The 19,044-nt window shown below is 71.6% G+C and carries 13 protein-coding genes and 1 pseudogene; 12 read left to right on the forward strand and 2 right to left on the reverse strand.

Annotated features, from left to right (window positions below; translation table 11 throughout):
- Positions 1-34 precede the first annotated feature (34 nt).
- From ACH34W_RS21160 to ACH34W_RS21190, 7 genes are all read left to right on the forward strand, one after another.
- Entirely contained in the window at positions 35-610 is a 576-nt protein-coding gene (locus ACH34W_RS21160; protein ID WP_395962645.1) for a TIGR03086 family metal-binding protein, read from the forward strand.
- 120 nt (positions 611-730) lie between these two features.
- Entirely contained in the window at positions 731-1,720 is a 990-nt protein-coding gene (locus tag ACH34W_RS21165; protein ID WP_395962646.1) for an EI24 domain-containing protein, read from the forward strand.
- Positions 1,721-1,795: 75 nt separating this feature from the next.
- Entirely contained in the window at positions 1,796-3,517 is a 1,722-nt protein-coding gene (locus tag ACH34W_RS21170) for a hypothetical protein (RefSeq protein ID WP_395962647.1), read from the forward strand.
- Between the two features lie 78 nt (positions 3,518-3,595).
- Entirely contained in the window at positions 3,596-5,824 is a 2,229-nt protein-coding gene (locus ACH34W_RS21175) for an acyl-CoA dehydrogenase (protein WP_395962648.1), read from the forward strand.
- A 512-nt stretch (positions 5,825-6,336) separates the two neighbouring features.
- The gene (locus ACH34W_RS21180; protein WP_395962649.1) at positions 6,337-6,630 is read left to right on the forward strand and encodes a hypothetical protein; all 294 of its coding nucleotides are present in this window, start codon (positions 6,337-6,339) and stop codon (positions 6,628-6,630) included.
- Positions 6,631-6,700: 70 nt separating this feature from the next.
- Positions 6,701-7,063: a YciI family protein gene (locus ACH34W_RS21185; RefSeq protein WP_395962650.1), complete on the forward strand. Its 363-nt coding sequence runs from the start codon at positions 6,701-6,703 to the stop codon at positions 7,061-7,063.
- A gap of 15 nt (positions 7,064-7,078) precedes the next feature.
- On the forward strand, positions 7,079-8,398 hold the full coding sequence (locus ACH34W_RS21190; RefSeq protein WP_395962651.1) for an RNA polymerase sigma factor: 1,320 nt from the start codon (positions 7,079-7,081) through the stop codon (positions 8,396-8,398).
- Here the strand turns inward: ACH34W_RS21190 and ACH34W_RS21195 are convergent.
- The gene (locus ACH34W_RS21195) at positions 8,346-9,137 is read right to left on the reverse strand and encodes an alpha/beta fold hydrolase (protein ID WP_395962652.1); all 792 of its coding nucleotides are present in this window, start codon (positions 9,135-9,137) and stop codon (positions 8,346-8,348) included. The genes ACH34W_RS21190 and ACH34W_RS21195 overlap by 53 nt on opposite strands.
- A gap of 113 nt (positions 9,138-9,250) precedes the next feature.
- Here ACH34W_RS21195 and ACH34W_RS21200 point away from each other — a divergent pair, with 113 nt between their 5' ends.
- Genes ACH34W_RS21200 through ACH34W_RS21220 form a run of 5 tightly spaced genes read left to right on the forward strand, consistent with a single transcriptional unit; the run spans position 9,251 to position 17,775 of the window.
- Complete coding sequence (locus ACH34W_RS21200) at positions 9,251-10,984, forward strand: hypothetical protein (protein WP_395962653.1); 1,734 nt, start codon at positions 9,251-9,253, stop codon at positions 10,982-10,984.
- Positions 10,984-11,115, forward strand: coding sequence for a hypothetical protein (locus tag ACH34W_RS21205; protein ID WP_395962654.1), 132 nt, complete (start codon positions 10,984-10,986; stop codon positions 11,113-11,115). The genes ACH34W_RS21200 and ACH34W_RS21205 overlap by 1 nt, the downstream gene beginning before the upstream one ends.
- A 31-nt stretch (positions 11,116-11,146) precedes the next feature.
- Positions 11,147-11,974, forward strand: coding sequence for a glycosyltransferase (locus tag ACH34W_RS21210; protein ID WP_395962655.1), 828 nt, complete (start codon positions 11,147-11,149; stop codon positions 11,972-11,974).
- The gene (locus tag ACH34W_RS21215) at positions 11,971-13,284 is read left to right on the forward strand and encodes a glycosyltransferase family 4 protein (protein WP_395962656.1); all 1,314 of its coding nucleotides are present in this window, start codon (positions 11,971-11,973) and stop codon (positions 13,282-13,284) included. Before ACH34W_RS21210 ends, ACH34W_RS21215 begins: the two co-directional genes overlap by 4 nt.
- A gap of 57 nt (positions 13,285-13,341) precedes the next feature.
- Positions 13,342-17,775: an alpha-(1->3)-arabinofuranosyltransferase family protein gene (locus ACH34W_RS21220; protein WP_395962658.1), complete on the forward strand. Its 4,434-nt coding sequence runs from the start codon at positions 13,342-13,344 to the stop codon at positions 17,773-17,775.
- Between the two features lie 27 nt (positions 17,776-17,802).
- On the opposite strand, the pseudogene ACH34W_RS21225 reads toward ACH34W_RS21220, so the two are convergent.
- A pseudogene (locus ACH34W_RS21225) lies at positions 17,803-18,900 on the reverse strand (acyltransferase family protein); the annotation flags it as partial.
- Positions 18,901-19,044 lie beyond the last annotated feature (144 nt).

The following is a 19,044-nucleotide window of genomic DNA, read 5'->3' on the forward strand; positions in this document are numbered from 1 at the left end:
AGGGCGATAAGGGTGTTTACCTAGGGTTTTGCCCATGAACGAACTTCACACGTACATGCAGGAATGTGCCGCCGAGGCCGCTCGGATCGCGCGTGGCGTCAAGGCCGACCAACTGGGCGATGTGACCCCCTGCGCGGAGTACGACGTCCGGGCGCTCGTCAACCACTGGGTGCTCTACACGTCGTATGGCCTTGAGTGCCGCGCTCAGAGGCGTCCGATTCCGGAAGATCTGACGGAACGGGACTTCGCGGGCGAGGAAGGCTGGGCCGAGGGGTACGCGGCGCAGCTCGACCGGGCCGTCGCAGCCTGGTCGGACCCGGCGGTCTGGGAGGGCGAGATCGACCTCGGATTCGCCACGCGCCCGGCACGCGAGATCGCGCAGATGATCATCAAGGAGGTGGCGGTGCACGGCTGGGACGTCGCCAAGGCCACCGGCCAGGAGTTCCACGTCTCCGGCGCGGTCGGCGAGATGTTGCTGAAGGTCGTCGACGAGCACGCCGAGATGTACCGGCAGTACGACGGCTTCGCCGACCCTGTGCCGCTGGAGTCGGGCACCGCGTTCGAACGCGCGCTGGCGCTGTCGGGCCGCGACCCCCGCTGGACCCCGTGACTTGGTAGTGCCCGGCGGGGGCCGTGGCGGGGACGGTGGGACGGGTGTGACGAGAGCGGCATGGCCTCCGTCCCTCGTTCGCGGAACTTGGCAGGCCTTCCGGCCCGATACGTTGGACGCGTGAACCAACCGTACGATCCCGGCCGTCCCCCGCCCGCCGGTCCCCCGCCGTACTCCGGCCCGCCGCCGATGCCAGGTCTGCCGCCTCAGGCACCCGCGCCGGGGCCGGTGCCAGCGCAGGGACCGGCGCCAGCGCAGGGACCGGCGCAGGCGCAGGGACCGGCGCAGGCGCAGGTGCCCGGGCAGGCGCTGCCGCCCAAGCGGGGCCTCGCAGCCTTCTTCACCGGCGTCGGTTACCTCTTCCGCGGGCTCGGCTGGATGGCGCGGCGTCCCGGGCAGTGGTTGTTCGGGCTCATTCCGGCGTTCATCGTGCTGATCGTCTACGTGGCGGCGCTGGTGACGCTGGGCTGGAATCTGGACGGTCTGGCCGGCTGGGTGACGCCCTTCGCCGACGACTGGGCGGAGACCGCGCGGTCGCTGGTCCGGGTGGTCGCCGGGATCGCGATCTTCGGCACGGCGGCCTTCCTGGCGATCATCACGTTCACGGCGATCACGCTGCTGGTCGGCGAGCCCTTCTACGAGCGCATCGCGGTGAACGTGGAGGAGTCGCAGGGCGGCGCGCCGCCCGAGCCGGACGACTCCCTGATGGTGCAGATCGGGCGGGCGATCAGGGACGCGCTGCTGCTCGGCGCCGTGGCGCTCTGCTTCGCGGTCGTCTTCTTCGTGTGCGGCTTTCTGCCGATCATCGGTCAGACCGTGGTGCCGGTCATCGCGGCGTGCGTCTCCGGTTACTTCCTCGCGAGCGAGCTGACGTCGATCGCACTCGAACGGCGTGGTGTCCGTCGCAAGACGCGGTTCGCGATCCTCAAGCAGAACCGGCTGATGGCGGTCGGATTCGGCGCGGCCACATTTGTGGTCTTCCTCATCCCCTTGGGCGCTGTGCTCGCCATGCCGGGGGCCGTGGCGGGCGGAACATTGCTGGCCAGAGAGCGTTTGGCGAACAATCCGCTGGTCACGGGGGGTGACCATGTCCTCCCTGGACATCACTGAGGCGATAGAAAGATGTGTCCTGCGCGTGATTACCGGCCGGTCCGCAAAGGCTGATCTTCGCGTAACGTGTGCCGCATGTCCGATCAGGGGGAGCGCGTCATGCGCTGGACCGAGATGAGTGATGATGCCGCGGGGCGTGACCAGGAGACGGACCGGCCCGAGGGCGTGGCGGCCGTGACCGGCGCCGAGGAGTCTCCGGGCAGGATGTCGTTCCCCGAGACCGAGGCCAAGATGCCCGAGGTGGTGGTCCCGCCTCCGACCGAGGTCGAGCCCGAGCCCGAGTCGGCCAGCGGGCCTCCGCACGACGTGTGGGGCAAGGTCGAGTCGGCCGCCGAAGCCGATGACATCAAGGTCGCACCCGTGCCGCCGGCCGATGACGACAACACCGGTGGGCTTGCCTCGATCGCCGAGGGGCCCGAGCCCTTCGCTCCCGAACGTGCCGAGCCTGACGAGACTGGATCGCCGCTGGCGGATTCACCCGTTCCGGCGCCGGAGTCAGAAAGCGGGCAGCCCGTCGCAGGAGGCCAGCCGGCGTGGGAGGGTTCGCTCTTCGACGGCCAGGGCGGAGACGCCGGGGCCGGGAACGACCTCTACGCGCCCGTCTCAATGACCGGGCCGGCCACTCCGCCCAAGCCGGGCAAGCCGAGCTCCGGTAACTGGCAGATGCCGGACTGGATGGACAACGAAGATTCCGCGGACGCGATGCTCGGCACCGGCGACGAGGGCGGCAAGCGCAGCCGGTTCGGCCGTTCCGGGCGTTCGGGACGGTCGAGCGCGGCCAACGCGAGCGCTGCCAACCCGACCGACGCCAGCGCAGCCAGCTCCAGCGCAGCCAGCGCCAACGCGGCCAACGCGGCCGACGCCGGCGCAACCAGCGCCAGCACGGCCGACGCCAGTGCAACCAGCGCCAACGCGGCCGGTGCCTTCGCGGCTGGCGCATCCGCTGCGGCCAACTCACCTGCGGCGGCCGACCCGTCCGCTGCGGCTCACCGTGCGAACGTGCCCACGCCCCCCGCCCCGCCCCGCCACGACGTGATCGAGGCCGAGGGCGGCCGGTCCCGGCTGGTGCTGATCGCCGGGGTGGGCCTGCTCGCGGTGGCCGTCGTGGCCGCCGGCGGCGTCTACTTCCTGAAGGGCGGCGACAGCGCCGTGCCCGCCTCTCCGGAGGGCAAGTCAGGCGGCCCGGCCGTGGGCAACCCGGCTGGACAAGACGCGCCAAAGGTCCAGTTGCCGCCTGACAAGGTGCTCCAGAAGTTCGCCGGCCGCCCGAGCAAGATGGTCGGCCGGGTCACCGACACGCACTCGGGGCTCTCGTACCCGCGGTTCGCCGCCCCCTGGCAGGTGCCGACCAAGAAGAACAAGCTCGGCGTCACGGGCTGGTCCGGCCAGCAGATCCTCGTCACCGAAAGGCGCGGCGGGCAGATGTGGTACGGCCAGGTGCTCACCGGCACGCTGGTCCCGACGCTGCAGAGCGCCTACAAGGGCCCGGAGAGCATCAAGACGGTCGCCGCGCTGGCCGCCGCCGGATTCGAGCAGAGCTACTACGCCTTCCCGCACAAGAAGCTTCCGGTGGCCTCCCAGCCGCTGACGATCGGCGGCCGCCAGGGCTGGCTGATCGCCTCCTACCTCACCTACAAGCGCGCGGGCGTGCGGGCCACCGGCGAGGTGGTCGTGGCCGCGATCATCGACACCGGCCGTCCGTCCCCGGGTGTGGTGTTCGCTTCGGTGCCCAACACCCACCGCCGGCTGTGGCCGGACCTCAATCAGTTCGTGTCGCAGCTCAAAGTGATTTCCTGATGCTGGTCGCCTCGCTCTGGCCATGACCGAATCGCGTTCTAATAGGCTATGGCTCACCCCTGAGGAGAGGTGCGAGTCATGGCGATCGGCTTGACGGAGGAACACGAGGCGCTGGCGGCGTCCGTACGAGGGTTCGCGGAACGGCACATCACCTCGCAGGCCGTACGCGCCGCGGTCGGTGCCGCCGATCAGGGAGAGCCGCCCGTACATCCGGAGTTCTGGAGGACGCTCGCCGGCCAGGGACTCCTCGGGCTGCACTTGCCCGAGGAGTACGGAGGGCAGGGCTTCGGCCTCCTCGACCAGGCCGTGGCTCTCGAAGAGCTGGGCCGGTCGCTCGCACCCGGCTCGTACACGCCCACCGTCCTGGCCGCCGCGCTCATCGAGGCCGGCGGCTCGGACAAGCTCAAAAGCGAGTTGCTGCCCGGTCTCGCCGACGGCTCCCGTACCGCCGCCGTGGGTCTGGCCGACGGCACCAACGCACTCGCCGTCCAGGACGGGCGGCTTTCCGGCACCGTCCAGCCAGTGCTCGGTGCGCAGCTCGCCGATCTCTTCGTGCTCCCGGTCGAGGGCGACCGGTGGGCGGTTCTCGACGCCACGCACACAGCCATCACGCACACAGCCGCCACGCACACAGCCGTCACGGTCGAGCCCCTCGAAGCGCTCGATCTCACCCGTCCGTCCGGCGCGGTGACCGTCACCGACGTGCCCGCCGCCGAACGGCTCCTGTCCGGGGTCGACGCCCGTCCTCTCTCGGTGGTCGTCCTCGGCGCCGAGGCCTGCGGCGTCGCGGGCCGTGCCCTGGACGAGGCCGTCGCGTACGCCAAACTGCGCGAGCAGTTCGGCCGTCCGGTCGGGCAGTTCCAGGGCGTCAAGCACAAGTGCAGCCGCATGCTCATCGCCCTCGAACGGGCCCGCGCCGCCGTCTGGGACGCCGCACGTTCGCTCACCGAGCCGGACGAGCGCCAGCGCGCCTACGCCGTGGCCGTGGCGGCAGCCCTCGCCGCCGACGCGGCTGTCGAATGCGCCGAGGGCAATATCCAGGTGCACGGCGGCATCGGCTACACGTTCGAGCACGACGCCCATCTCCTCTACCGCCGCGCGCTGACGCTGCGAGCCCTGCTCGGCCGTACGTCCGCCGCCCACGCCGAGGTGGCGGCGCTCACTCTCGCGGGCGTCCGGCGTCCCATGGACATCGAGCTGGCAGGAGCGGGCACCGAGTCCCTGCGGGAGGAGATCCGCACCGAGGTCGCCGGCCTGGCCGCCATGGACATGCCCGCGCAGCGCGCGGCGATGGCGGCGGGCGGGTGGGTGACGCCGCATCTGCCCGAGCCGTGGGGGAGAGCGGCCGGGCCGCTGGAGCAGATCGTGATCCAGCAGGAGCTCAGGGCCGCCAAGGTACGGCCCGTACCGCTCATGATCGCCGCCTGGGTGGTGCCCTCCCTCGTCCAGTACGGCAGTGCCGAGCAGCAGGAACGTTTCCTGCCGCCGACGCTGCGCGGTGAGTTGATCTGGTGCCAGTTGTTCAGCGAGCCGGGTGCCGGGTCCGACCTGGCCGGGCTGACCACCCGGGCCGAACGGGTCGAAGGAGGCTGGCAGATCACCGGGCAGAAGATCTGGACCTCGCTCGCCCGCGACGCCCAGTGGGGGATCTGCATCGCCCGTACCGACCCCGACCGGCCCAAGCACGGCGGCATCACCTACTTCCTGGTGGACATGACGTCGCCCGGCATCGACATCCGGCCCCTCCGCGAGTGCACGGGCGACGCGGTCTTCAACGATGTCTTCCTCGACGGCGTCTTCGTGCCCGACGAGCTCGTGGTCGGCCCGGTCAACGAGGGCTGGCGGGTCGCCCGCAACACGCTGGCGAACGAGCGGGTCGGCCTGACCAGCTCGTTCCAGCTCGGCGGCGACGTGCCCAAGCTGGTCGAGCTCGCCACCGAGCTGGGGCTCGCCGGCGACCCGCTCGTCCGCGACAACCTCGGCCGCCTGGCCTGTGACGAGCACGCGTTCGCCCTGCTCGGGCTACGGGCCACTCTCAAACAGCTGTCGGGCACCGACCCTGGCGCGACGGCGAACGTGCGCAAGCTGGTCGCGATGGAACACGGTCAGCAGGTCACCGAGTACGGCTTCGGCCTGCTGGGTCCGGAAGGGGTGTTGACCGGCGGCTGGCGGTCCGACCTGCGCCGGCGATGGACCCGCTACCTGCTCGCCTCCCGCGCGATGACGATCGGCGGCGGTACGACAGAGGTCAATCTCAACGTGATCGGCGAACGCATCCTCGGCCTGCCGCGCGACCCCGAGGCCTAACCGGGGTCACCTCCGGACACCCGCCGAAAAAATCTTGAAGTCGTGTGTCGAATCCGTCGTTCCCCGTTCGAGGCGTAGAAAAGGACCTCGAGAGCAAGGGACCGAACGATGGCCACGTTCACCGCGAAGACCACGAACTCCGTCACCGCCCCGGCTGCCCGCGTCACCAGGACCTTCTTGGTGGCGGGCGCCGTCGCCGGTCCCCTCTTACATCCCGGTGTCGGTCGCGCAGGGCACGCGACCGCCACGCGTGGAGCGTCTCTGATTGGCTAAGCGATCCTGAGGAATCCTCAGGAATCGCGCACGGCTGGATGCCGGGCATACGCCAATCGCCTTCGTGCCCTGGTGTCGGCGGACAGAGCCGCCGACCCTCGTGACACGTCCCTCCGGACGCTAATCGGTCCAGCCTGCACAGCTATAGGACCGAGGAGGGTGCCCCGCGTCGCCTGGGCACGGGGCGTGCTGATGTCGGAACGCTACCACAGGATCACCAAGGGTGACTAAAGAAAGTAGTGAGCCTGCTCGCCAACGGCGACCTCGGCTGGATCCACGTCACCAACCTCGTGGTTCGCCTGCCTGATCGCGGCCTGCTTCGTGCTCGGCCGGCGCTTCGGGGCCGCGGGCCTCTGCGGTGTGCGGCGTACTCCCGGACGACCGGCGCGCTGTTCCTGGCCGGCTTCGTCGCCATGTCGGCGGGCGCCGGAAACACCGTCGGCAACCTTGCCTTCACGGCCGCGATCCTGCTGGTCTGGGCCTGGCTCAGCGCCCTTTCCGTCCACCTCCGCAAACGTGTTCCGAACGCCTAGAGACCCTCGTCCGACAACCGTTCACAGAACCTCACAGACACGAACCCCACAGACACAAGGAGAAAGATCGATGCGATTCCTGACGACCTTGAGGGACAGCCGCCCCGGGACACCACCGCCGCCCGAGCTGATGGAGGCCATCATGAAGCTCGGCGAGGACGCCACCAAGGCGGGTGTGCTGCTCGACCAGGGCGGGCTGGCGCCCAGCGCGATGGGCGCCCGGGTCGAGGTGGCGGCGGGCACGATGAACGTCACCGACGGGCCGTTCGCCGAGTCCAAGGAAATGATCAGCTACGCGATCTACCAGGTGCGGTCGAAGGAGGAGGCCGTCGAGTGGTGCTCCCGCTTCATGCAGCTCCACCAGGACCTGTGGCCCGGCTGGGAGGGTGAGTGCGAGGTGCTCCAGATCTTCGGCCCGGAGGACTTCCAGTAGGCCTCCGGCCTTCAGGTGGTTGAATCGGTGGTCGTGGCGGCCACCGATTCTTCCTATCCGGCCATCGAGGCGATCTGGCGGATCGAGTCGGCTCGTGTCATCGCCGGGCTCACCCGCATGGTCGGCGATGTAGGTCTCGCCGAGGAACTGGCACAGGACGCGTTCGTCATCGCGCTCGAACAGTGGCCGGACGAGGGCGTCCCGCCCAATCCCGGCGGCTGGCTGATGTCGACCGCCAAACACCGGGCGATCGATCTCGTGCGGCGGCGGGCCACCTACGAGCAGAAGCTCCAGCAGCTGGGACGCCGGCTCCCGGCACACCATGAACCCGACCTGGATGAGGCGCTCGACGACCAGATCGGCGACGACCTGCTCCAGCTGATCTTCATGGCCTGCCACCCGGTGTTGTCCGCCGAGGCCCGCGCCGCCCTCACCCTGCGGCTGCTCTGCGGTCTCACCACCGACGAGATCGCCCGGGGCTTCCTCACCGCCGAGCCGACCGTCGGGCAGCGGATCTTCCGCGCCAAGCGCACGCTGGCCACGAAGGGCGTGCGCTTCGAGATGCCCGCGCCGGCGGACCTTCCGGCCCGGCTCTCCTCCGTCCTGGAGATCATCTACCTGGTCTTCAACGAGGGGTATTCGGCGACGGCGGGTGGCGACTGGACGCGCCCGGCACTGTGCGAGGAGGCGCTCCGCCTGGGCCGGATCCTCGCCGGCCTCATGCCCGCCGAGCCCGAGGTGCACGGGCTGGTGGCCCTGATGGAGCTCCAGGCCTCCCGTCTCCGGGCCCGCACCGCGCCCTCGGGCGAGCCCGTGCTCCTGCTCGACCAGAACCGCGCCCGCTGGGATCGCCTCCTGATCCGCCGCGGCCTGGAAGCACTCGAACGAGCGGAGTCCCTGGAGGGCCCGATCGGCCCGTACACCCTCCAGGCCGCGATCGCCGCCTGCCACGCTCGCGCACCGGTCCCGGAGGCGACCGACTGGGAGCGGATCGCGGCTCTCTACACCGTCCTCGCGCACGTCATGCCTTCGCCCGTCGTCGACCTCAACCGTGCGATCGCCGTCGGCATGGCGTACGGCCCGGCGAAGGGGCTGGAGATCCTCGACACGCTCACGCTCGACGGCTATGCCCAGCTTCCCGCCGCACGCGGCGACCTTCTCGCCAGGCTGGGCCGTGCCGCCGAGGCTCGCGCGGAGTTCGAACGTGCGGCGGCCATGACTCGCAACGAACGCGAACGCGCCATCTTCGAACGCCGTGCGGCCGGGCTCGGTACGGCCGAGATCAGTGCAGAGCCTCCCGCAGTGCCCGGGCGAACGCCTCCGGATCCGCGGTGAAGCTGCCGTGATCTCCCGGGAAGGCCATGAGCGGCGTGCCGAGCTCCGCGGCTGCCGCGGCCGCAGCCCGGTGGGCGGGCTCTCCCTTGGACTCGATGCCGCCGGCAATGACGACCTTCGCCGACGCTGCCCGCAGCGCGGCCACGTCGGGCACGAAGCCTCGTAGCGCCGGATAGATCCGCCCGTAGAAGACGTCGATGTCCTTCTCCATCATCGACATCCACGGCTGCGGCTCGCCCCCTTCCTCCTCGGCGAAGCCCGCCCCCACCATGAACGCCTGCATGGCCGCGATCGCGCCCTTCTCCCGGTAGACGGCCATTACCCGTTCACCCTCGACCCGGTACTCCTCCCGTTCGGGCAGCAGTTCGACGACCGGCGGTTCATGGGCCACGACGGTCCGCACCGCCTCCGGGTGCCGTGCGGCCAGGCTGAGCCCGTTGATCGCGCCGTTGCTCGTGCCGAAGACGTACGCCGGCCCGTCCGATACCTCCGCAATGAGATGCCGGACGTCGTCCGCCAGCACCTCAGGCGGCATCGGCCCTGGCTCGTCGACCGTGCTCCGCGCCAGCCCGCGCGGGTCGTACGTCACGACCGTGTACTCCTCGGACAGCCGGGGCACCACGGCCTCGAAGGCGCTCGCGCCCATGAAGGCCGCCGGGATGAGGACGAGCACGGGCCCGGATCCCTGGACCTCGTAGTGCAGCGTCGCACCCGGAACCCGCAGGCTGTTTTCAGGCATGGCAAACCCCTCTCGGTCGCTTCTGGCCATAGAGACCCACGCTGAAGCCGAAACTCATCGCGCGAACCGGCCCGTCCTCCAGCGTGTGGCTGATCCGATAGCGTCCAAGCGCGATGATGGGGCGCGCGCGGCATTGGGTGGCCGCATTCACCGGCCTGGTGCTGGGACTGCTGGCGATCGGGCCGGGTCTGGCGCCCGGCTTTGTGTTGTCGTTCGACATGGTCTTCGTGCCGGACCCCGTGTTCTCCAGGATGACCTTCGGGCTGACGGGGACGGTGCCCCGGCACGTGCCGAGCGACGCCTTTGTCACCGCGCTGGCCACGGTGCTGCCGGCCGACGCCGTGCAGAAGCTGGTCCTGCTTGCGATCTTCGTGATGGCCTGCACGGCGGCGGCGTCGCTGGTGCCCTCGGAGCGGCTCGCGCCCAGGCTCGCGGCGGGCGTCCTCTATGCCTGGAACCCCTTCGTCGCCGAGCGGCTGCTGCTGGGCCACTGGGCCTTCCTGCTGGGGTACGCGGCGTTGCCCTGGGTAGTGGGCGCCGCAGCCCGGGTGGCGGAACCGGGCGGCGGCCGGCGGCTCGTGCGGGCGCTGATACCGGCGGCGATCGGCGGCTTCGCGGCCATCGCGATCTCGGCACTCACCGCTCTCGCCGTCGCGGCGGCGGGCGGGGCGGCCGGCAGGGAGCGGGGGCGGGCGCTGGGCCGGACGGCCGTGGCGCTCGTCGTGCTGAGCCTGCCGTGGCTGGTGACCGGGTGGCTCCGCCCCGCGGGCATGCCCGGCGACGCGGTGGGCGTGGAGGCCTTCGCGGCGCGGGCCGATACGCCGTTCGGCGCGGTCGGGAGCCTCTTCCTGTTGGGCGGCGCGTGGAACCGCGAGACGGTCCCCGCGGGCTACGGGACGCCGATCATCGCGTTCGCCTGGCTGCTCGTCGTTGTGGCCGCCGTCTTCGCGTACGGACGGTGGTGCCGGACGGCGTGGGCTCGGGGCGTGGCGCTGGCCGCGGGGGCAGGATTCGTGCTGGCCGCCTTGGGAACGGTCGTGCCGTGGTTGCTGCGCTGGGCGATCGGGCTCTGGCCAGGCTTCGCGGTGTTGAGGGACGGGCAGCAGTACGTGGCGCCGCTGGCTGTGCTGGTGGCCGTGGGTCTGGGCGTCCTGGTCGAACGGGTCATGAGGCAGCGGGTGGACACCGCCCGGGCGGATACAGCCGGGGTCGCCTTGGCGATCTTCGCGATCCTCGCGCCCGTCGTCCTGCTGCCTTCGCTGGCATGGGGTGCGGCGGGCCGCCTCAAGGCCGTGGACTACCCGGCGGCGTGGGCCGCCGGACGGAAGATCATCGAGGCCGACACGGTGCCCGGTGACGTGCTGGCGCTGCCGTGGGCGACGTACCGCTCGTACCCCTGGAACGGCGGGCGGACGAGCCTGGACGCCCTGCCGCGTTACCTCGGCCGCCGGGTGATCGTCAGCGACGCCGTCATGATCGGCTCGCTGACGATCCGGGCGGAGGACCCGAGGGCGCGGCGGCTGGACGAGGTGGTGCGGGCCAGTGGGCCCCTGACGGGAGGGCTGCGCGCGGCGGGCATCCGGTACGTGGCGCTGGACGCCGAGACGTCGGCGGCGAATCCGGCCCGGGGAAGGCTCGCCGGGGCAGAGCTGGTGCTGGACCGGCCGGACCTGGTCCTCTACCGGATCGAGGCCCCCGCGAAGGCGGGCGACGGCGGCGCTCCGGCGTGGTCCGCGGTGCTGGCGTGGTCAATTGTGATAGGGGTGATTCTCTGGTCATTTTTCGTACCAGCCAGTACGCTAAGCGCCTACTTCCCCCGCCGCCCCCGACGTAGAAGGACCCCCTGATGCGAATTGCGATTGCCGCAGTGGTCGGCGTCGTGCTGGCCGCCCTCGCGTCGGTAGGCGCCGTGCAGGTGTCGAATGCCTCGCAGAGCGACCCCGTCATCAAGCCGCTCTACAACTACGGCTCGCGCTGAGCGACGCCCTCCGGGCGTCACCGAAGGTCTCATGGACGTAGCCGAGCCCTCCCTCCTGGAGATCGTGGTCCCCGCGTACAACGAGGCGGCCCGGCTCCCGGACGGCCTGGCCCGGCTCAGCGCCGCGCTGGACGCCCTGCCCTTTCCCACCGGCGTGATCGTCGTGGACAACGCCAGCGATGACGGCACCCCTGACATCGTCCGGGGCTGGACCGGCCCGGTGCCGGTGCGGCTTGTCGGATGCGCGCGACGGGGCAAGGGTGCCGCCGTGCGGGAGGGGCTCCTCGCGACACGGGCGCCGTACGTGGGCTTCTGCGACGCCGACATGGCGACCGGGCTGGCGGCGTTGAAGACCGCGGTCGGCCTGCTGCACGCGGGCCATCCCGTTGTCGTCGGCTCCCGCCGCCATCCGCAGTCGCGTGTCGAGGACTACAGCCACCCGCTGCGCAAGTTCGGGGCCGTCACGTTCAACCTGCTGATCCGCGATCTCGCGGGCGGGGTGACCGACACCCAGTGCGGCTTCAAGTTCTTCGCCGGGCCGCTGGCCAGGGCCGCCGCCGCCGAACTGCGCACCACGGGGTTCGCCTTCGACGTCGAGCTCCTCATGCACTGCGCGCGGCGCGGCGCCGCGATCACCGATCTGCCGGTCGAGTGGCGGGACGTGCCGGGCACCACCTTCTCGGTCCGCCGGCACTCCTTCTCCTGCCTCCGCGACCTGGCCCGGATCCGCTTCAACGCCGCGCGCGAGCTCTCCCGGCCGGGGGCGGCAGCCGAGTGGCCGGTCACCTCCGCGCTCCCCGCGCTGCCGGTCGCGCCCGCGTTCCCCGTCACCGAGACCAGCCGTTCCGGGCCGGGATGAACGGCGGCGTCGCGGGCCGCCGGCTGGTGATCGTCAACTGGCGGGATCCCTGGCACCCTTTGGCCGGGGGTGCCGAACGGTATGCGGGGGAGTTGGCTCGGCGCCTGGCGGCGCGGGGCGCCCGGGTGACGTACGTGACGAGCCGCGCGCCCGGGCAGGCCCGCCGGGTGCGGGTCGAGGGCGTGGACTTCGTCCGCACGGGCGGCCGGTTCACGGTCTACCCGCTGGTGTTGCTCTGGATGTTGCTCCGGCGCCGCCGCTTCGACGCGGTGATCGACTGCCAGAACGGCATCCCGTTCTTTACTCCCTGGGTGTTGCCGCGCCGGGTCCCGGTCTTCTGCTCGATCTTCCATGTCCACGACGAGCAGTTCGGCCTCTACTTCCCCGCCTGGCTCGCCTGGGTCGGGCGGATGCTCGAAGGCCCTGTCGCGCGCTGGACCTACCGCAGGCACGCGTGCACGGCCATCTCCCTGACGACGCTGACCGCCCTACGGGAACGGCTGGCCTGGACGGGCCCGGTCTATCTGGTGCCGGTCGGGGTCACCATTCCTGACCAGGTGGTTCAGGCAGAGCCGGTCGGCGCCCCTGACTTGGTGTGCGTGACGCGGCTGGTGCCGCACAAGCGGGTCGACCGGGTGCTCGATCTCGCCGAACGCCTTCTCCCGCACTGGCCCGGCCTGCGGATCGGCATCGTCGGGCGCGGACCCGAGCACGACCGGCTCGCCGCCGAGATCGCCGCGCGCGGCCTCGACCGGACCGTCGCCCTGCACGGTTTCGTGTCGGAGGAGGAGAAGGCGGCGCTGGTCGGCCGGGCCGACCTGCATCTGAGTGCCTCGCAGGGCGAGGGCTGGGGCCTGTGCGTCGCCGAGGCCGCCGCGCTGGGCGTGCCGACCGTCGCCTACGACGTGGACGGCCTGCGCGACGCGATCCGCGACGGGGTGACCGGCTGGCTCGTCCCCGATGAGGAGGAACTGGCCGGCACCGTCGAACGGGCGCTCAAGGAGCTGGACGACCCGGAGCGCCGGGCGCGGGTGGCCGCCGACTGCCGCGCCTGGGCTGCGGAGTTCGACTGGGCGCGCACGGCCGACCGGATGGGGGAGCTGATCGCGGCGGCGGTCCGCGCGGGCACCAGTGCCACCGAGGACGCCGACGCACATGTCGTACGCGGGTACGGTGACGAACACCCCCGCGTCGTCGAGGGCCCGGTGAGGGACGAGCTGCTCCGCGACCACGGCGACGTGCTCCAGGTGCGGATCGCCACTCCGGTGGAGCGGTTGCTCGGCCGCGCCGACGACGGTTCGGGCCGCTGAGCCGCACCCGATCCGTACGCGGTCAGGGGTCAGCTCAGGGAGGAGGGGCGAGGCGGGATGGGTAGCGGCACGGGAGCGTGGGCCGACCGGCTGGCGCGGCGCCTCTCCGACGCCGACCGTGATCTCTCGCAGCGGCCCGAGCCCGATGAGGGCGGCGTCGACGAGCGGCTGCGCGAACGGTTCCGGAGCGCCGTCTGCTGCCTGGCCCTGATCGTCCTGGTGACCTCCACCCGCCCGGGCCGGATCCTCGCCGACACCAAGATCGACATGGCGGTCAACCCGCTCGGCTTCCTCGGCCGGGCGCTGCACCTGTGGGATCCCGAGCAGTTCGGCCAGCTCCAGAACCAGGCGGCCGGCTACTTCTTCCCCATGGGTCCGTTCTACGCTCTCGGCGACCTGATCGGGCTGCCCGCGTGGATCACGCAGCGGTTGTGGTTGTCGCTGCTGCTCTGCGCGGCCTTCCTGGGCGCCAAGCGGCTGGCGGAACGGCTCGGGATCGGCGGTCCGGTCAGCAGGCTCGTGGGCGCGATGGCGTACGCGCTCGGGCCGCACGGGCTCTCGGCACTCGGCCAGAACTCCTGGGAGTACCTCCCGCTCGCGATGTTGCCGTGGATCGTCCTCCCGCTGACCTCGGCCGGCACGGGGCGCGGCGCCAGGATCCGGGCCGCCGCCCGTTCCGGCGTCGCCGTGGCGCTGTGCGGCGGGATCAACGGCACCGCGACGATCGCCGTGCTCGCCGTCCCCGCGATCTACCTCCTCACCCGCCCCCGGGGCGCGCCGGGACGGTTGCGGCTGTTCGCCTGGTGGAACGTCGCCGTCGTGTTCGCCACCGCCTGGTGGCTGGCCCCGCTGGTGCTCACCGGGCGGTACGGGTTCTCCTGGCTCGGCTACACCGAGAAGGCCGACACCACGACCGGGCCGACCGGGCTGATCGACGTCCTGCGGGGCGCCGAGCGCTGGATCAACTATCTGGACGCCGCGTCGCTCCCGGTCGGGTTCCAGCTGTCCACCGGCACGTTCCTGATCATCGTGACCGCGGTGCTGGCCGCGCTCGGGCTGGCCGGGCTGACCCGCCGAGACCTGCCCGAACGCACGTTCCTGCTGCTCGTCCTGCTCGCCGGGCTCGCGATCATCGCGGCCGGGCACGCGAGCCGGATCGAGGGGCCGCTGGCGGCGCCGATGCGCGACCTGCTGGACGGGCCGCTGGCGCCGCTGCGCAACCTCTACAAGTTCGACGGCCTGGTGCGCTTGCCGCTCGCGCTCGGGCTCGTTCACCTGCCGAGGACGTTGCGCCGTCCGCGGGCGCGGCTGAGCCTCTTCGCGGTCTCGGGCGCCACGCTGGCGGCGGTGTCGTTCCCCGCGCTCACCAACGGCCTGGCCGGTCCGGGCGACTTCCCGGCCGTTCCGCAGTACTGGCAGCAGGCCGCCAACTGGCTGAACGGCAGGGCCGGGCAGCAAGCCGTGCTCGCGGTGCCGGGCGCCCGTTTCGGGGAGTACACCTGGGGCCGTCCGATGGACGACATCGTCCAGCCGTTGCTCAGCACCCGCTGGGGCGCGCGGCAACTCGTCCCCCAGGGCTCCCCGGGTTACGCGCGGCTGATGGACGCGATTGACCAGCGTGTCGCTGCCGGGCGCGGCTCCGCAGGGCTGACCGAGGTGCTGGCCCGGATGGGCGTGCGCTTCCTGCTCGTACGCAACGATCTCGCCCGGTCGGACCTGCGCGGTGCCTGGCCTGCCCGGGTCCATGAGGCCCTGGAGACCTCGCCCGGCATCAAGCGCGTGGCGTCGTTCGGCGACCAGCCGGTCGGCGGATGGGGTGATGACGAGGCGGTCGGCTCGTTCGACCAGAGGTACCCGCCGGTCGAGATCTACGAGGTGGGCGACGCCGACGACGTCGTCAGCATGCTCGACGCGAGCCAGGCCGTCCGGATGTACGGGGCGCCCGACGGCCTGCTCTCGCTCGCCGACAACGGCGCGCTCAAGGGCCGCCCGGTGCTGCTCGACGACGACGATCCGGCGGCTCCGGCACAACGTGTCGTGTCGGACGCCCTGCGCTGGCGCGACCGCAACCTCGGGGAGATCCGCAGCCAGATCTCCCCGACGAAGACTGCCGACGGCGTCCGGTCGGACACGCGCGGGCAGGGCGCGGACCCGGAGGAACCCGAGTGGCTGCGCTACCGCACCACCGCGGTTTATGAGGGGATCAAGAACGTCACGGCCTCGTCGTCGGCCGCCGATCCCGGCGCGCTCACCGGGTTCGACGACCCGGGCGCCCTGCCGTCGGCCGCCCTCGACGGCGACCCGCGCACCCACTGGACGACGGGCGGCTGGAACGGCCCGCTCCAGCAGTGGCTTCGCGTGGATTTTCAAGGGCCTCAAGATCCCGGCCAGGGGGTGGATGCGTCCTTCGTGCGGAACGACTTCCTCGGCCCACCGCCGGCCCGCGTCGCGGTGGACACCCAGGCAGGCACGGTCGAGCAGGATGTGAAGCCCACGGCCGAGGTGCAGCGGCTGCGGGCCCCGGCGGGGCAGACGAGCTGGCTGCGGATCCGGATCGTGAAGCTCGCCCGGGAGCCGGTGTCGCCCGCCGCCGCCCGGGTGGCCGTCTCCGAGCTCACGATCCCGGGTGTGCGGGCGGCCCGTCACCTGCGCATGCCCGCGGCATCGGGCTGGCAGACCGCGGCGCCGGGCCGGCAGGCCCAGACACCCGACCAGGCGCCCGCCCAGCTGATGGCGCGGTCCGTGCCGCCGAGATCGGAGTGCATGCGCGGCTCGTCCCGCTGGGTCTGCTCGCCGGACCTCGGCAAGGACGACGAAGAGGGCAACACGTTCAACCGGGTCTTCCCGTCGCCGGCCGAGGCGACCGCCAAGATCAGCGGGAACGCGGTGCTGACCGAGCCGGGGTTGATCGACCGGCTCACCCGGTTCGGGTCCAAGGTCACCGTGAGCGCGAGCTCGACGTGGACGCGCGAGCCTGCGGGCCTGCCGCGGTCGGCGTTCGACGGCAACCCGGCGACGACCTGGCTCGCCGCCGGCGACGACCGCGCGCCGACGCTCAAGATCGGCTGGGGCCGTGCGGGCAGGCTCAGCGAGGTGACGGTCACCCGGCCGGCCGGGGCGCGGGCGGCGCTGCGCGTCACCGTGACCGGGGCGCGAGGCGAGGTCCGGGAGGGCCTGGTCGACAAGAACGGGCGGCTGCGCTTCAACCCGATCTGGACCGACCGGATCACGCTCAGATTCACGTCCGCGCAGGTGCCCCTCCAGATCAGCGACGTCACCGTGCCGGGGGTGCAGCCGCTGACGGCCTCCGGGTTCAAACCGTTCACCACGCCGTGCGGGTACGGGCCGACCGTGCAGGTCAACGGCACCGCCAGCCGGACGCGGCTCACCGGGACCGTGGACGACGTGCTGGGCGGGCGGCTCACGCGGTTCCAGACCTGCGAGCCGGTACGGATCGTGGCGGGCGACAACCGGATCGGTGCCGGGGGCACCTCCTACCGGGTGGACTCAATGGTCGTCGACCCGGGCGGCAAGCTCGCCGCCGCCAAGCCCCAGGCGAGCCAGCCTGTGCAGGTCCGCGGGTGGGACAAGGGCTCGCGCGAGGTCGAGATCGATACCCAGGGACGTTCCTACCTGGTCGTGAACGAGAACTTCAACGCCGGGTGGAAGGCCGAGGTCGACGGCCGGGAGTTGCGGCCCGTCCGCCTGGACGGCTGGCGGCAGGCCTGGGAGGTCCCCGCGGGCACGGCGGGCGTGGTCAAGCTGACCTACAAGCCCGACGGCCTCTACCGGATCGCGCTCTTTGCCGGCCTGAACCTCCTCATCGTGCTCTTCCTCGTGGCCTTCTGGCGGCGGCAGGCGCCTGTCACGGCGTCTGCCCCCGCGCTTGCCCGAGCACCGGGCCGCGTGGCGGGCCTTGCGGCGCTCGGGCTCGCCGCCGGCCTCGGCTTCTGGCTGGCGGGTTTCCCGGGCCTGGCGCTGACCGTGGTCGTGGCGGTGGTGACACAGTGGGCACAGCGCCACACCTCCGCTCCTGCCCGCCGCCTACGTTCGTCCTGGCTGGTCGTGGCGCCGATGGTGGCCGGAGGCGGGTGCGTCGCCATCGGCACTTGGCTGGCACGCCGGGGTACGGAGGGCACCTTGCCCGACGTCCTCCGGGACGCCGCCCCGCAGGTCTTCGGGCTCCTGGTGGTGGGTTACCTGGCGGCCATGCTCGCCGCCTCGCGGGAGCCCGACATCTGGCTCCCCGGCGGGGGAGAGCTCCGCTGGGTCCCGATCACACCGGTCGAGGAAGACGCCGAGGGAGGTCTGGACAAGCCTCTGGACAAGGACCCTCCGGACAAGGACCCCGCGGAGAGCGGACCGTCACCCCGGGACACCGTCCCCGACGGGCTGCCGGCGAACGGCCGTCGGCCGCCGGCGCGTCCCCAGCCGCCGGACGGGACTTTCGATCAGGTAGTAGCTCAGGGTCGACACCCCGACGGTGAGTAGCGTGCAGACCGGGAAGTCCACGAGCAGGTTGCCGGTGAACGGCGGATGGTTCGTGATGTCGAACCAGACGTAGATGACCACGAACTGCCACAGGAAAATGCTGTAGGAGATCTTGCCGAGGAACGCCATCACGCGGTTGCCCAGGATCTGCCGGATCGCCGGATGGTCCGCCGGGGCCAGCGCCACCGGGGCGATCAGGAACGCGGCGACGAGGCCGTACAGCACGATGTGCAGCTCGGTCGTCCAGGCGCTCGCGGCGATGAAGCGGGACACGCCGGTGAGCGGTGTCGAGGACACGCAGTAGAGCAGCGCGGCGGTGATCCAGCACATGCCCCACGAGGCCGCGACCGTACGGCAGAACCTGCCCACCGGCCGCTCGCCGTCGCCCGCTGGTCTCTCGTCACCTTCGCCCGCCGCGCCCGGGTCGCCGTCGCCCGCCGCGCTCTGGTCGCCTTCGTTCGCTGCGCCCTGGTCGCCTTCGGCGTGGGCCCAGACCGACACGACGGCCAGGGCCATCCCGATGGCGAACCAGATTAGGTAGCGCGGCAGCCAGTTGCCGTAGAACCCTTCGTTCGAGGTGAAGGAGACCCCGAGCGCGTAGACCAGCGATATCAGCGAATAGCCGCCCAGCCCGTACAGCAGTCGCCGGGCGCGCGCGCCGATGTCCGCACCGGCTCGCTCCGCCCACAGTCGCAGGAGGAAAGCGAGGAACGGCAGCGCCACATAGAACGCGGCCTCGACCGTCAGGCTCCAGATCTGGCCCATCCCGTTGGGCCCGAGGTAGTTGTTCCACCAGGGGTGTGGGTCGTAGCTGTAGGTGAGAGTGCCTAGCGAGAGCCAGGTCCAGATATCTGTGAGATGGTCCTCGGCGTACATCATCATCGTGACCACGACCAGCGCCCAGTAGGCGGGCAGCAGCCGAAGCGCGCGCTTCCAGAGATAGCCGCCGGTGCCGGGAGCGGGCCGCAGCCCGAGCGCCGCTGAGGCCCAGGGCCGGTAGAGCAGTAGTCCGGACAGCGTGAAGAAGATCGGCACCCCGATCTCGCCCCGGGACAGCAGCGAGGGCAGGGCGCCCTGGCGGGTGAGGTAACCCGTGCTCGCCGCCACATGGAAGAGCAGCACCATGAGCGCCGCCACGGCACGGAGACCGTCGAGCGCGGCGTGGTGCCCGGAGATCGTGGGGAGCCGATCGTCCCGGGCGGCCTGGGGTCGGGAGGCTGCGAGTGTCACGGTGGCCGAAGGTTATCCGAGGGCGGAGTCATTCGAGGG

The sequence above is a fragment of the Actinomadura sp. 6N118 genome, assembly GCF_044326415.1.
GTDB lineage: Bacteria > Actinomycetota > Actinomycetes > Streptosporangiales > Streptosporangiaceae > Spirillospora.